At 46.4% G+C, this 14,099-nt stretch carries 17 protein-coding genes and 1 pseudogene; 3 read left to right on the forward strand and 15 right to left on the reverse strand.

Going from position 1 to position 14,099, the window contains the following annotated elements; translation table 11 throughout:
- Nucleotides 1-11: 11 nt before the first annotated feature.
- From F3J41_RS23445 to F3J41_RS13125, 5 genes and pseudogenes are all read right to left on the reverse strand, one after another.
- A complete protein-coding gene (locus F3J41_RS23445; protein WP_247656285.1) occupies nucleotides 12-146 on the reverse strand; it encodes a TglA family RiPP precursor in 135 nt (44 codons plus the stop codon).
- A 10-nt stretch (nucleotides 147-156) separates the two neighbouring features.
- The gene (locus tag F3J41_RS13110; RefSeq protein WP_166711404.1) at nucleotides 157-1,275 is read right to left on the reverse strand and encodes a site-2 protease family protein; all 1,119 of its coding nucleotides are present in this window, start codon (nucleotides 1,273-1,275) and stop codon (nucleotides 157-159) included.
- Nucleotides 1,272-2,183, reverse strand: a complete 912-nt coding sequence (locus tag F3J41_RS13115; RefSeq protein ID WP_166711406.1) for a bifunctional 2-polyprenyl-6-hydroxyphenol methylase/3-demethylubiquinol 3-O-methyltransferase UbiG — start codon at nucleotides 2,181-2,183, stop codon at nucleotides 1,272-1,274. Before F3J41_RS13115 ends, F3J41_RS13110 begins: the two co-directional genes overlap by 4 nt.
- 10 nt (nucleotides 2,184-2,193) lie before the next feature.
- Nucleotides 2,194-2,946 carry a methyltransferase domain-containing protein gene (locus F3J41_RS13120; RefSeq protein WP_166711407.1) on the reverse strand — a complete coding sequence of 251 codons (753 nt, stop codon included), beginning with the start codon at nucleotides 2,944-2,946 and terminating at the stop codon, nucleotides 2,194-2,196.
- 1,229 nt (nucleotides 2,947-4,175) lie between these two features.
- A pseudogene (locus tag F3J41_RS13125) lies at nucleotides 4,176-4,322 on the reverse strand (ISL3 family transposase); the annotation flags it as partial.
- Nucleotides 4,323-4,393: 71 nt separating this feature from the next.
- Between F3J41_RS13125 and F3J41_RS13130 the strand changes: the two are divergent.
- From F3J41_RS13130 to F3J41_RS13140, 3 genes are all read left to right on the forward strand, one after another.
- Entirely contained in the window at nucleotides 4,394-4,636 is a 243-nt protein-coding gene (locus F3J41_RS13130) for a DNA polymerase III subunit theta (RefSeq protein WP_166711409.1), read from the forward strand.
- A gap of 375 nt (nucleotides 4,637-5,011) precedes the next feature.
- Entirely contained in the window at nucleotides 5,012-6,373 is a 1,362-nt protein-coding gene (locus F3J41_RS13135; protein WP_166711411.1) for a nucleotidyltransferase, read from the forward strand.
- Nucleotides 6,374-6,378: 5 nt separating this feature from the next.
- On the forward strand, nucleotides 6,379-6,954 hold the full coding sequence (locus F3J41_RS13140) for an SLATT domain-containing protein (RefSeq protein WP_166711413.1): 576 nt from the start codon (nucleotides 6,379-6,381) through the stop codon (nucleotides 6,952-6,954).
- Between the two features lie 173 nt (nucleotides 6,955-7,127).
- On the opposite strand, the gene F3J41_RS13145 is transcribed toward F3J41_RS13140, so the two are convergent.
- The 10 genes from F3J41_RS13145 to F3J41_RS13190 form a co-directional block, all read right to left on the reverse strand.
- The gene (locus F3J41_RS13145) at nucleotides 7,128-7,829 is read right to left on the reverse strand and encodes an N-6 DNA methylase (RefSeq protein WP_166711415.1); all 702 of its coding nucleotides are present in this window, start codon (nucleotides 7,827-7,829) and stop codon (nucleotides 7,128-7,130) included.
- Nucleotides 7,830-7,956: 127 nt separating this feature from the next.
- On the reverse strand, nucleotides 7,957-8,907 hold the full coding sequence (locus F3J41_RS13150; RefSeq protein WP_166711417.1) for a DUF1281 domain-containing protein: 951 nt from the start codon (nucleotides 8,905-8,907) through the stop codon (nucleotides 7,957-7,959).
- Nucleotides 8,908-9,003: 96 nt separating this feature from the next.
- Nucleotides 9,004-9,987, reverse strand: coding sequence for an ArdC family protein (locus tag F3J41_RS13155; RefSeq protein ID WP_166711419.1), 984 nt, complete (start codon nucleotides 9,985-9,987; stop codon nucleotides 9,004-9,006).
- A gap of 71 nt (nucleotides 9,988-10,058) precedes the next feature.
- Nucleotides 10,059-10,670 (reverse strand): hypothetical protein, encoded by a 612-nt coding sequence (locus tag F3J41_RS13160; RefSeq protein ID WP_166711421.1) that lies wholly within the window; start codon nucleotides 10,668-10,670, stop codon nucleotides 10,059-10,061.
- 80 nt (nucleotides 10,671-10,750) lie between these two features.
- Nucleotides 10,751-11,059, reverse strand: coding sequence for a hypothetical protein (locus tag F3J41_RS13165; RefSeq protein ID WP_059009494.1), 309 nt, complete (start codon nucleotides 11,057-11,059; stop codon nucleotides 10,751-10,753).
- A 109-nt stretch (nucleotides 11,060-11,168) separates the two neighbouring features.
- The gene (locus tag F3J41_RS13170; protein ID WP_166711423.1) at nucleotides 11,169-11,486 is read right to left on the reverse strand and encodes a hypothetical protein; all 318 of its coding nucleotides are present in this window, start codon (nucleotides 11,484-11,486) and stop codon (nucleotides 11,169-11,171) included.
- Nucleotides 11,487-11,564: 78 nt separating this feature from the next.
- Complete coding sequence (locus tag F3J41_RS13175; RefSeq protein ID WP_166711425.1) at nucleotides 11,565-11,930, reverse strand: hypothetical protein; 366 nt, start codon at nucleotides 11,928-11,930, stop codon at nucleotides 11,565-11,567.
- 88 nt (nucleotides 11,931-12,018) lie between these two features.
- Nucleotides 12,019-12,435, reverse strand: a complete 417-nt coding sequence (locus tag F3J41_RS13180) for a hypothetical protein (RefSeq protein WP_166711427.1) — start codon at nucleotides 12,433-12,435, stop codon at nucleotides 12,019-12,021.
- Between the two features lie 345 nt (nucleotides 12,436-12,780).
- Nucleotides 12,781-13,008: a hypothetical protein gene (locus F3J41_RS13185; RefSeq protein WP_146068654.1), complete on the reverse strand. Its 228-nt coding sequence runs from the start codon at nucleotides 13,006-13,008 to the stop codon at nucleotides 12,781-12,783.
- Nucleotides 13,001-13,891, reverse strand: coding sequence for an integrase domain-containing protein (locus F3J41_RS13190; RefSeq protein ID WP_166711429.1), 891 nt, complete (start codon nucleotides 13,889-13,891; stop codon nucleotides 13,001-13,003). The genes F3J41_RS13185 and F3J41_RS13190 overlap by 8 nt, the downstream gene beginning before the upstream one ends.
- Nucleotides 13,892-14,099 lie beyond the last annotated feature (208 nt).

Here is a 14,099-nt window from a genome sequence, read left to right on the forward strand (position 1 = left end):
CAGCGCACGTATTAAGCAAATACTTTGCTTTCTATAACTTCAATGTCATCCAAATCGAATTCTTCAAATAGATTGCCAGAAGATTCTTCAACAATAGGATGCACTGACACTGCGCCTTGCTCACTTTCATTTTCTTCAGGTTTCATCACATACTCCTCAGGGTAAAAAACGCCACACCAACATTACGATTCCGCACCAAGACAGCACCCAGCCGATTACGGTCAGGGTGCTAACCACCCAGTAAAGACGATAATTTTTATCTTGTGCTTGAGGTTTACCAGCAAAATACTGGCGACAATAGCGTAGAGCTCTCTGTCTCAGCCGGGGCTGGTTAAAATATTCGGTTAATGCCAGATAGGTATCACCATTGAAGATGGGCAGTAAGGTTGGGATTAGTGACAATGTTGAAGCCACTATCATCACAACGCCTAAAGGATGAAACGCCGAGGTTTTAGATGTGATATACCAGATGACTACGCCTAAGGCTGTGTAATAAAGGCTGGCAACAGGCCCCATCAAAATGGTTATGGCGCGCTGGCCCGGGAGTAAACTCGACCATTTACGCTGTTCTGGCCTCACCCAGCCTGTTGCTAACAGGGTATAGATACCTATACCAAAATCTGTTACACGCACGCGATAGTGCCGGCAACTCAGCGCATGCCCCAGTTCATGCAAGGCGATCGAGCTTAAAATCACGGGATAATGCCAGACCATCCATGACCAGCTATGTATATAAGTGATGTAAACATCGGCCCGGAATTCAGCCCAGTGAAACCCAAGAAATGATAGTATTAGAACAGCAGCACTCATTAGTAAAATATGTGCAGATAAGCTGCAAATCCAGGGTGCCCATCGATAAAGTTTATCTAATGCAGGCTGCGGATTCATCTTAACCAGATTAATAAGTAAGTAGCGTTTTAGCGGTCCATAAGTAATACCGGTTGCGGGATCGCGTTTTAACCCACCTTCCTCACCAAGACTTGTGAGAATACCTAATTCAATCAAGCGCGACTGATATCTTTCAAGTTTCTCTATGCTAATTACAGCATTTAGCTTTGTCTGGGCATGCAACTGGATTTGAATGAGATCATCAACTCCATTAAAAAGGCGAGCCAGGGCCATCTCATTTTTACCCAGTTCATAGGTGATGTCGTTAGCCGCATCATAAAGCCGGAATATATGGCGGACTCCGTCGCGGTGAGATTCACAAATAAGCTCATCCCGGTAACAGTAACGAAGCATCGACTCAGGTGTTTTAACTTCGGCATTGCTCATACAGCATCCCAACTTGCGAAACATGTACGAAAATCTTGTGCTAATCTGTCTTTGCCACGAACTCTGATCTTTTCTATAGCTGCGTTATCAATCTCAGCCAAGCGCGCCAGTACAAATACGGCACCAGGCCTGGTTGGGCCACATAAAGGCTCATCGGTAACCAGTAAAGGGGTCCAGCCATGTTTCAACATCAAATGCGATATGCTCTCACCACTTAAAAAGCGGCGATGATTATGTGTCAGGTATCCTTGCTGAATACCGTAACCCAGCGCGCGGCCTTCAATAAGAAGTAATCCGTTTTCGTTGGACATAGCTTTACATTTACTCAATACCAGGTTTATGTCATAAACATGCTCAAGGGAACCATTGATGATAATTAAATCTGTTGGCCAATCTATAGGCATAGACTCTGCATTAATCGATTCAATATCCAATCCCAGCTGTCTGCCATAACGAGCGAAACTACTGTCGGGATCGTTCCCTTTTACTTTCCATCCTCTTTTGGCAAAGGGAATCATCAGGCCTCCTGCTGAGCAACCTACGTCTAATAGATTGCCATTCTGGGGTAACCAAGGCCTTAAACTTTTAAAGAGATAATCTCCACGTTTTACCTGGTCGAGGAAAAATAACTTATCTGGTTCACTATCACCAAATAGGCTTAGCCGATAAAACTTGTCGTAATAATCCTGATAAAACTTTGCTTCGAAACGATATAGCTGGAAAATATGCCCACACTGTTTGCAACCGACAACTGGTAAATTAACTCTTTTATCTTGGGGGCCTTGAATACGGCTTAATAATAACTCATATTCTTCTGAGTCACATAATTCACAGTGAACTGATTGAGCAGAGTAATCACTTGGCATGTTCAGTAATTCTAAATAACATCTCACGAATTCATTGTTCATAACAATCCTGTTATTTAATACAGAAGAATCCTTCAAAACAGATATGTTTAAATACTGACATCACATCGACGAAACCAGCTCGGTTGAGCATATCTATATTTCCGCCAGTGGAAAAAGGTTCGAGAACACCTTTTAGAGATCGTGATTTAGCCAGTATTTCCTGCGCGGCGTATCCTTGGGAGGATTTATAATCCACATATAGGCTGCTTATGATGTCTTGAAATCGAGCGTCAGGACCGCGAACCTTTTCAAACATAACAAAGGCTCCACCCCAGTTGAGGGAGTCATAAATATGGTCGAAAAGCTGCTGGCGCACTCGCGGAGGAATAAACTGAATGGTATAATATGCTACAATGAAATCACTTTTCTCATAGGGAAAATTCAAGATATCGTCAGTCACAAAACTTACATTTTTACCACCACCGTTCATTTCATGTACCGAACAGGCTTGCTCGGTCATTGCTGATTCAATATCTATTCCGATAAAACGGGCATCTGAACAATGGCGTTGAGCTAGTTTGCGCGTTAGCGCACCAGTTGAGCTGCCCAGTTCGTAAACTACAGAATTCTTATTGATAAAAAAATCACTTAACGCCAGAACAAGATCATGACCATCATTATATTTTGGGACGGATTTGGAAACATGATTGTCAAAATTTAAAGGGGTATTGCCACCAAAAGACCATGCCGCATTCAAAGAGTCAATTCCATCTCCAACGCTTACAATTTCAGTAGTTCCAAGTGCAGCAGAGCTATGTTCCATGATCTACCTTTCCATAATTAATTTTAATGTTTCTAATATCTATCATTTTATTTTCGAGCATGCAAGGTTGCATGCCATAGCAAAATGTTATGAATGTGTGTGTGAAAATTTACTTAACTTGACAAAGCAAGAATGCAGGTTAAGTTATTGATGTATATGTAAAATCGACATGAAGTGCCAGTGATCGGGGAGGTAAAAAGTGCATATACAACAAAACAAAGCGGTAGATAAATCTTTTTTTGTTCAAACTTTATGAGATAAAAAACCAAAAAGTTATTTAATAATAAACTTTCTAAAGGGTTTTAGTTTTCGTTGTGAAAATAAAATTTATATGTAAAGAGTGTTAATGTGTGGTTTTTTCATATAAAAATTCATTATTTTAAAGTTCAAGTCGCTTTCTACAAGAGAATTGTCAGTCATTTATACTGTTGCTTAGTAATCGCGGGATTACGATGATGATTAGCCAGTTGTAAATGCCTATTCTAACTGACTGAATTTTAATGTTTATTTTGGAAAATTAGAGCTCTGTACAAAAAAGAGATTCGGAGTACGCCAGTAATTCCCTCAACATCTCAACCACCAGACATACCCGCTCCCATGGGAGCCAGATGCGTCACATGAAGCTGCCGGAAGGTATGCGTTAGGATGCTCGACATTTTGGACTTCAGCGCCGATTTCCGCACCGTTTAGCTCTTGTTCCAGAATGAATAGCGGCGTGCCCTGTTTTTAATCGGAGGCGAATAAGCCAATGACCAAAATCGCAGTCCCCGATACTTAGCAAGATAATTTCAGAACGCCGCAGCGCACCGTAAAAGATTAATGCCAGAATCAGGCGATCACGAAGCGAGGAGGCGGCCGCATAAAACAGCAAAGACTACCACTGTCCCTCCTCAGGGATCCTCCGCAGCTTTGCGACGCTGGCAACCAGTTTCTGGCCGAAACTTCCTTGCCAGGAGTTCCGGATTGGGGCGGCGGATTAATCGTGCAAGGGGCCAAGTACATCAGAAAGTCATATCAGAGACGGATTGCCGACAGGCGAAGCTGGAGGGGCACGCTGGTCGCAAAAAAAAGTCATATTTCAGCTATTTGCATTCTAGGGTTGGAATTCATCCATTCCACCCCTTGATTCTTAGTCGGACAAAAAGCTGCTTCTGGTTGGATTTTTCTGTTTTTCACCACCCTGCGAGAATCTAACATTGGTTGGATTCTCAGACGCACCCTCTCTCGCGTTAATCCAAATCTCCACCTTCTGCCTGCTTCAACAATGTCGGAATGTGCGGCCCATACTCGACCTTGCATCGTCCTGCTCGAATACCACTGCCGACCTTGCGGGCTTCTTTGGAATACAGCGTCTTTGCACGGATGATGTCATAGCTTTAAACCGTCCACACATAATTACCTCCTGCTATTCAGCATAGGCGGTATACTGTCATCCGGAGGAGTCATCATGTCTCATAACCTTGCAGCCCGGTCGCGGGAAGAACGCGACAGAGTTAACGTGGATTTAGCAGCGTCTGGCGTGGCCTACAAAGAACGCATGAACCTGCCGGTAATACCTGCAGAAGTGGAGCGGCAGCAGCCAGAAGACATGCGTGAATACTTCCGGGAGCGGCTGGCGTTCTATCGGCAGGAAGCGCAAAAGTTCCCGCGCGGCAGCGATCCTGTTTATCAGAAGGAAACTGAGAAATAGTGTTTCCTTTGAGCGATAAGCAGAAGTTCGCTTTCTGCAGCAACCATATCTACACGCGAGAGTGTTCTGTAAGACGTTTGTACGAATCTGAGTATCAATGTACTTTGATATCACCATTTTTAATGCTAATTTAATAAAATATGCGTCGTTGGATATGAAAAGATAACTGAGCGGCAGATTGTTGGCATAAGATTTTATTGTATTTTCTTAACCTAATTAACAAGTATGCAAAAACGCCTCGCATATTAGCATTACACGCCGCGTTCCTAACCAATTCCGCATCCATTAGAATTGGGCAGTAGCGATGAGAAATAGCAATAATAACATTAATTATCAATAATTTATGTAACCCAAGGATCTTTTAAGGATAATCAGATGCAAACAGCAGAGATGTTTCGAGCTTTTCTGGATAACTTGAAAATTCCAGATGAACGGATTCAGGCAATTGCAAAACATTATAAAAATGCCACAAGACGACTCAATATTAAGTTCCGTGGCTCTGCAAATGGATTCAGCAATCGTCTAAAAGTCGGTTCAGCAGGTCGTCGAACAGCAGTTAGTAAAACGTCAGACTTGGATATGCTATATATTATGCCCGCAGGAATGTGGGAGGATTACCAAACCGGGATTAATCCACAGCGACGATTACTTCGTGATGTAAAAGAAGCATTAAGAGAATCCTTTCCTATTCAAGAAATAAAAGTTGATAGATTAGTTGTACAGATAGTTTTTGACTCTTTTCATATAGAGGTGCAACCAGTCTTTGAGACTAATGAAGGTCATTTTAAATATCCTGATACTAAAGCTAAGGATGGTGATGGCGATTGGCGAGTGACAAAACCTCGGCTGGAAATTATCGAGATGAGAAATTTCCGTAACACAAAAAGTCGTAATCTTCATAATCTTTGCCGTATGTTACGAGCCTGGAAAAACAGGAACACTGTTGACATGGGGGGGCTTCTCATTGACACATTAGCTTGGAGATTTCTTAAACAAACATGTGATTATGACGACACAGGAATGGTCAGTTATGGCTTTATGTGTCGGGACTTCTTTAGATTTTTATATCAAGAGGAACCCCATGAACATTATGCAGCAGTAGGAAGTGGGCAACGAGTTAAAGTGTATAGAAATTTTCGTCGGCAAGCAAAGCGAGCTTTTGAATTATGTTCACAAGCTATTGAGGCTTATGAAAATGGCACAACTAAGAAATGCCATGAACACTGGCGGCAGGTTTTTGGGCTATCTTTCCCTAAAGCTGCGGTAGAAACGCGTGATACTATGGGGCTAGAGTCAGCTAATTTTATCAATGAGTCAACTACAACTCAGACATGGCGTAATACGGAAGAGTTTACAGATGAAAAGTTTGATGATGTTGATATAAGATATCCACTCGAAATCTACTGTAAGGTTAGGGAAAACGGATACAGAGAACGCACAATTAAGGCTTATCTATCGGACATAGCTCGTTCTTGGTTGCCAGCTAATAAAACTTTATCATTTTCTATAAACCAAGCGAGCCTAGATATCATTCCTGAACCTTATGATATTTATTGGAAGGTATTAAATAGAGGCAGAGAAGCTGAACAACGTGATGACATTCGAGGTCAAATAACTTTAGGTCAAAAAACTCATATTGAACACACTAAGTTTAGAGGCGCTCATAAGGTTTGGTGCTACATAGTTAAAAACCATGTGGTAATTGCCCAAGATGTTATCGACATACCAATAGAGTAATTATTATGCAAAAAAAAGATCTATTAAATCATATCGCTTCTGCAGGATATAACGTTGGTTTTGGCGCTAAGAAAAGTTTTGCTACATTTGATATTGTCAGCAAGATCCCTGGCTGGATAGGCATAATATCTCTTGCGGTCTCTATTTTTGGGCTTTATATGGATGAAATGAGCTCAAAGCATATTGCAGCCATTTTCATCATTTTAAGTATTGGCAGCCTGTACATCAACTTTTATGATAGTGATAAAAATAAATACGAAGAAGCGGGGAAGATGCAGACTTCAATCTTTAGAAAGATTGAACGCTTATATTATGATGCAAAGTCAGAAGACGCCCCGGATTCTGTAAAATTCATTAGTCAACTTGACAATCTGATGCAAGAGTTTGATAAAAGCACTATCACGAAACAAATTTTCGGGAGCAATTGGTATGCTCACTATAAATTTTTTAGTGAAATGGAAAAAAGATGGATTGAGGAGCAATTATCATTAACCTTTTGGAAGGATAAGTTCCCTAATACCTTGAAGATATTCATTTTCACGACTTTAGCAATTGTTTTAATTTCGATGTTTTATAGGTAGCATAGGTTTTCTTGATTAATGGGTTAATCCCTCTGTAATTTTTAGATTTTGCTCTGATACAAGATTTATAAGGTTTCATCAGGGTAACCATTTATCATGACAGCACTTACGTTTCTTATGTATGTCGAAAGAAAGAAGAAAGCAGACCTGTATTCAGGTCTGCCTGCTAAGTTTTAAGCTTCGTGAAAAAGTTGTTTTTGCCCTTCAGCGACATTCCGCAACCTTTCCTGCCAGCGCTCCCAGTAATGAACCGGAGTTCGTAATACCCTTCGCCGCTCATCGCTCAGAGCATTTCCGATTACGACTTCTCCGGCTACGCCACTCAGGGAGAGTTGAATGTACGCCATACCTGCGGCAAGCGGATCGATGTCCGTTGCTGAAAACCACAGATGGCGGTGTGGTGGATAACCAGCCTCCATCATTACACTGGCATACGCCAGCACCATGCAACCGGCACCGCACGCTGGTTCCCAGAGAGTGATAAACGGCTTAACCTTCAGCTGTTCTTCAATATTTCCAAGCTGAAGCTGAGCCATCATACGGGCGATGCTCCACGGGGTAAAAAATTGCCCCCGATATTTATCACCCATCTCGAGCTGCATAAAAACCCGCCCCAGAAAATCACCCGGCTCCTCTTCAAGCCCGTTCACCACATGGGCAAACAGATGCGCCATATTACTGACGTCTGGCTTTTCATAACGGGACGCGATGCGCAGGTACTTCTGCTCACGCTTTTCACAGAACTGCAGGCGATTTTCCAGTGCGATGACGCTGCAGCTAATGAAATCCTCAAACACCTGATGCCGGCGGTGATAACGGGCGGTCTGATTAAAGAGTTTAAGAAAGGCTTTTTCGTGATTAATCCCTTGTTTCATGCGTGCTTCCTCAGAAAAGGGAACACGCTTCCTGAAGGGAAACGGTGTTCCCTTCAGGGTGAAAAAAATGGCCACAGGTTTCGCTGTGGCCGGACGACTTAGCCGGATCACCGGTTCTGGATTGTCGCTATGCGCGGATACTGCCGTAGTGCGCAGTGGTTACAGCGGACACTAAGGCTGGTTCAGGCGTAACCAGGTACATACGGGCACCATCACCCGATGAAGACTGGCGTAGCTCCTCAGCCGGGTACGGACCGCTGTCAACATGATCGCCCCGGTCAAAGCAATTGTAACCTGACGTGCCGGCATCCGGTGAAATCCAGTAGTGCCGGATCTCGCAGTCAAACAACTGTGACATTTCTCCCATGATCTCACCTGACGGCGGATACCAGGGAGACGCAAAGTGCAGCGTGAGCGAACCCACATCATCACGGCTCCAGCTGGCCTGATGGCCTGCCGGGAACTCCATGCCAAAAAGCTGCATGTAAAGTTCTGACGACGTGTTGAGCCCCCTAAACAGACCCGTATCGCCGTTGAGTTCGGTTGCCAGACGTGACGGCATCACCATCAGCATGTCACAGGGGCAGGTTGTCTCCGGCATAATGCTGAGCCATTCCCAGCGCTCCTGCGGATCGAAGTGGCCACCGGCTCCGGCAACACCAAACCAGTCGGCATAATGCACGGCCATCAGCTGCGCCATTATCTGCCGGGCCGAAAACGGAATGGCTTCCCATTTCAGCGCATCGATGCCGGACTGCAGCGTGATTTTCTCCATGCGGGAGAGAGTCTTCGTGTCCAGCCACGCATCCTGCTCCAGCAACTCGATAAAGTGCTGGAATGCCTGGTTAGGTGAAGTCTGCGCCCCCGTACCTGAAGCGGTCAGCATCGGATACGGCGCATAGTCCACGACCCTGACAGGCTTAAGTATGCCGGCACAGCCAGCGAGAAACAGTTTTATCGCCTGCCGGACGGCATGGCGGTAAAGCGGTTTTTCCGTGCCGGCAATCCAGGGCTGCATAACATCAAGGCAGACTGACTTACCGGTGATTTCCAGGCGGTTCTGGCACCATGAAAACATTGTGAAACTCCTCTTGTCGGTTGAAACGAAAAGAGGGCATCTCCCTGAGGAAGATGCCCTCAGGGGGATGATGGCGGCCGCAGCCGCCGGGTCAGATTATGCCGCCTGTTCCGTATTACGGTTCAGGGGCGCAAGTAAATATTCCGAGGCTTCACGGGCGAACCGGCAGGCACGGAAAATTGCCCGCTTGTCTTCCCGAAGTGCTCTCAGCCAGCCGGCAAGATAGCTTTCGTGCTGCACGTCGCCGGTAATACCGAGCTCCGCACAGAGAAAGGCGCTTCCGGTTTCCGCTATCAGCTCTTCGAACGCATAAACCGGGTCACCAAACTGCCGTGACGATGAGGTAATGCCTTCCCGGTTCAGGCGGCTGCCGTGCCCGGTGGCATGCACCAGTTCATGCAGCAGAGTGGACCAGTAGTCCGCCTCCGTCCGGAACTGCGATACCGTCGGCATGACTATGCGGTCAGCGCCCGGCCGGTAATAAGCGCGGTCCTGCCGGCGGTGATCGCACCCAACTCCCGTGGAGCTGAATATCTGCTGTACCTGATTCAGCTGTACCGCGCTGAGTTCAGACGGGGATTCTGCCGGAACAGAAACCCCACCTTCACCGCAGACGAATTCAGGCAGGCCCTCGCACTGTTCAACGTTGAACAGCTGCAGTTGCTTCAGCATGGTCAGTTGCTCCATAACCGGCTCTCCGTCCCGGAACAGCAGATTATCACTGCCGTCCCTGGCCTGTTTCTCAAACGGTTTGTAGATAATGGCCAGCGCGCTGGTTTCATTCTTCCTGACGTGACCTCCCGCAGTTTTAGCCTGCAGGAAAGTCAGCCAGCGATCGGACGTATAACCGTGTTCTTCTGCGGCCATCCAGAGCAGGGGAACGTTAACCCCGCTGTAGGCACGGCCGGTTACGGCATTGACCGGCAGGCAGCTGCCGTGCACGTTCTGAGCCGAACGCCACGGGCGCCGCCAGGGCGGCACGCCATTTTCCAGCGCCACGATGATTTTATCGGTGACCTGCTGATACAGGTCGGTAGTCTGTACTGCTGCCGCTTTGGATCGGGCTGTTGTCTTTTTCATGGGATGCATCCTTTGAAAACGTGGCGCATCCCGGCCGGTGGCGGACGATGCGCCACCGGTGAGTGGAAAAATCAGTAAAAACGTAAGGAGCCGTCGGCCATAACCGAACGAATACGGTCACGTACGCTCGCGACCGCACTGTCAAACATCTCCCGATCGGCGGGTTTCGCCCGCTTTGAATCAAGGCGAATGACCTGGTCGAGAACATGTAATGCCTGCGAACGCCAGCTGAGACGTTCAGCATTACCTACACAGGCGTGAAAATGGCGCAGCGACTGATCGTAAAGCCAGCGGGTCCGGTCACGATATTCGCTCACCGGTACATACACCTTCAGCGGTGGATGCGTTTCCTTATGAAGTGTCAGCGCATTGTTCAGGTTACTGATCACGGGTTTGATGAGCAGATCATGTTGGTCATTCAGCACAGCATCAAACATGCTCTGCGCAATAAAGGTCTGAAAGGAGAATTCCCGTTCGGGTATCAGTGAGTCAGCAAGATCTGACCAGTCTGCATCCTCCGACGGATTACACCCTGCAGCCCAGGCTTTCAGCCACTCTCCGGGATGATTGTCATCAGGTACACGAAGGTAAATCCCCAGGTTCTTTTCAAGTATCAGCGGGCGCTGCATACCCAGGTTCTGTGTGAAAAGCGGACGAAGTTCAGCAGAAGTAAAACGGATCATTTTTCCTCCGGATAAAAGAAGGAGGAAACCTCCCAGGGAGGGAAGGTCCCTCCGGGAAGTGTTAATCAGTAAAAAAAGATTCAGTCGAAACGGTAACGCAATCCGGCCATTTGCTGCGCCATCTGCCGGCCCGCCCGTAAAGCCTTACGTGCGGAGGCAAACTTACCTGCGCTGCCAAGTTGCTGATACTGCCAGTCACGCGAACTGTAGCCTGTTCTGCGTGAAATGATGGCGGTAAACCCTCCTTCAGACTGAACGACCTCGGCGCGGAAACTACTGTGTCCGCTGCGGTTGGTGAACCATTCAGCCTGCTGCTGACGCATTGCCTCTGCAAGGCAGCTGAGGGCGCGCGATGTGCGGGTGATAAGTAACAGCATTATACTGCTCATGGTTTTCTCCTTAATGAATGCGGAGAAAACCATCACCGCAGATGCAGGGAGGTTGTCCCCGCATGGGTTAACGCCTTTGTCATAAATGACGCTGGCGTCTGGTTAATGACTAACCGAAGTGATGATATAAAGCGTTATCCGGATCGTCCGGATTAAAGGTTCGGCTGGCAGGAATGTTAACTGTCATGGCGCAACCGCAGGCTGGGTGATAACGATGACGGAAACGATGGATGTAGCGTTTTCCAAACCACAGAACGCGTTTTTCCACTGTCTCCTTGTACTGCCAGACTTCACCGTCATTATCAGCAACAGCCGGTTCCTGAAGGGCGCGGTTGGACCTGTGCTTTGCCAGCTTGCTCCACATCCGGTGCCATTCGCTGCTGTTATGTTTAACGAGTAATAACGTATTAAATGCCAGTGTATTCACAGGTAAATCCTCTTCAGTAAAAATAAGAGGATTTATCTCCGTATGGAGAAAATCCCCATACGGGTTAAGTGCATCACCTCAGAAATTTGCTTCGCTATTTTCCATAGACAGAAAGCATTTTTCGTCTTTGACTGCGCTTTTGTAGAAATATGTCCAGGCCTCTTTATCAATACCTTCTGCCATGCGGCAAAGACCGTTGAAGAATGCTTCCCATGATTCAGGTATAAGCTTCCGGACATGCAGTTCAGCCAGGTCCCTGGCGACCGCAGCCATTTCCCAGACGTAAAACGGAAAGCCGTCGTCATCTGTCCCGGTATTCAGGCCAAGACGACGAAGCGCTGCGATACTCAGCAGCTCGCCCTCTGCTTTGGCCAGTGCGACTATGTGAGCGGTATGCTCGCTGGCACGATGATAAAAATCTGCAGTGAGAGTTAAATCGTTCATTGAGGATTCCCTGAAGCGTCGGGGAAATCTGTACCTGACGGGGACAGAAGTCCCGTGAGGGTGAAAGACTGTTCGTTTAATAAGGCAGTCAGGAAATGTCAGAGAAACCGGCGCTCTGATAAAACATTTTGCGTGCTTCTTCTGTAGCGTCGTCCAGTTCTTTTTCCTGGCGAGACAGGGTAACGCCCTGTTGAAAAGCGGTGTTCCAGTGACGACTGTGAACATTTACCCCCAGGAGCGTAAGCTCGGTCACGGCCTCTTCGACAAAGGTATGTCTTATGAAGCAATGCTCAGTTGCAAAACCAACGGTATGTGCGACATATCTGAGAAAAGTCAGGTAGTCAGGAAGGCCGTCAGCAGGAACCTGAGGATCGGCGTCAACCATGAGTTTGTAACCAAGACGTACGTTAAGCTGAGTTTTAACGTAATTCACCATGATTCTTGCAGAAGCGGGGGAATCACAATTCAGTAACGTGAGCGGATTGATCATTTTGGTATAATGCATGGGTACGATTCCTTATGAAAAAAGGGAACCGTCCCAAAGGGAAAGTATCCCTCAGGGTGAGAATCAGGCCAAAAATGGCTGATGAGTAAATAAGATGTTCAGGAGAGTGAAGCGAAGTAGAGAAGGACCTTAACCACAGGGGTCTCTGTTTTCAAAGGTTAAACAGATTTGTAACCGCCCGAAAGCGCCATCTCTCAGGTTGTGATGGCATTGGCAAGTGATTACCCGAAGGCGTTCCTCTCAAATCACCGGAACATTGGCAGTTGTCAGAGACAACGTTAGCAAAATAAGCGTACACAATTCCCGCACCTCAGGCAAGAGTGTCAACGCAAAGATCTCCCCGCATTATTTTTCTCTCAGCACAATTCTGAAAGTTTCAAACAGTGCGCCCTGAGTGAAGTACAGACAGGCATCAGTACGGGTGAACCTGTCACCATAATGGGCATAAGCCTCCTGTAAACAGGCTACCTCGCAATGTCCCCTGTCGATAATGCGTGAAATGTTTACTTTAAACCCTAAAAGCACGCGACAAATAATCGAAACATCACCAGAAATAAAACCATGCTTAATCATGAAGCTCAACCTTGTTATAAATACGCGCCACATAATGCCCCCTGCCATCGCCATGTCCCAGATCCATTGATGCAAGAGCCTGTGCCTCTTCTTTAGTAAAACCTTTTTTCATATGGAGATTCATAACATCAACAGAGTACGCATAACGTAAACTATGGGGTGCATATTTACCGGTTAATCCTGATTCACGGACGACATTGCGATAGCGTTCAATGGCCGTGTGTAATGATGGTTTATCGATTAACTTGCCATTATTTTCACTCAGATGTTTAAGAGACGCATTGATTGCAGCCAGAGTCGCATCACGATCTAATACCGTGGTATCTCTTGGGCGCCCTCCTTTTGTACCGAATACAATGCGTATTTTTACGTCCCCATTCAGTAACGCTTTTTGCCAGGTAAGCAATGATTTAGCAGACTGAACTGTTTCTTCCGTTCTTAAACCGAGTAATCGGGATAGCCTCATTGCGCAGGCAATGCCCTCATCCTTTTGCTCTACACTCGTTAATACCTGCCGAAAATAAGTATCGGGAATGGCAACCTTCGTTCCGTCCCGGCTCGTTTCCGAAATGCCCAGGGCCTGGTTGCTCAGTTTTTCATGAGAAGGATTAGCCATGAATGTCTTTCCTGCAACCCGCAGTAAAGCGCGGATCGCCGCCATTTCATTTTGAAGAGTGCGCCTGGAAATTTCTTCTGAAAGGCGACTTTTCATATACAGTTCGATATGCGACGTTTTAATGTTCTTGATATCTCTGATTTGAACATTAAGCCTTAATAAACGTTCGGCAAACCTGTCTGCAATTTTCATTCGGTCAGAAACAGTTTTAAAACTTCCCCCCGCCTGTCTGGCAAGCGTTTTAAGATTTTTATTCAGTTTTGCCATAATCCCCCCTCCATTTAAACAGGTGTCAGTGCTTTTCCGTCTGTGTGAACGGAAAAGCACTGACACCGACTGCACCACAGCTACAGACGATGAATTTCACCCCGACGGCACGGTTTATTGTTGCGCTTCCTGCGTCTCGACAGATATCTGTGCATCGGGGCGGCGAAATGTTGAGTTATTGCGAAGCTCCCCAGGTCTCTGACCTGTT

This window comes from Pantoea sp. Ap-870 (assembly GCF_011752515.1).
Classification (GTDB): Bacteria; Pseudomonadota; Gammaproteobacteria; order Enterobacterales; family Enterobacteriaceae; genus Pantoea; species Pantoea dispersa.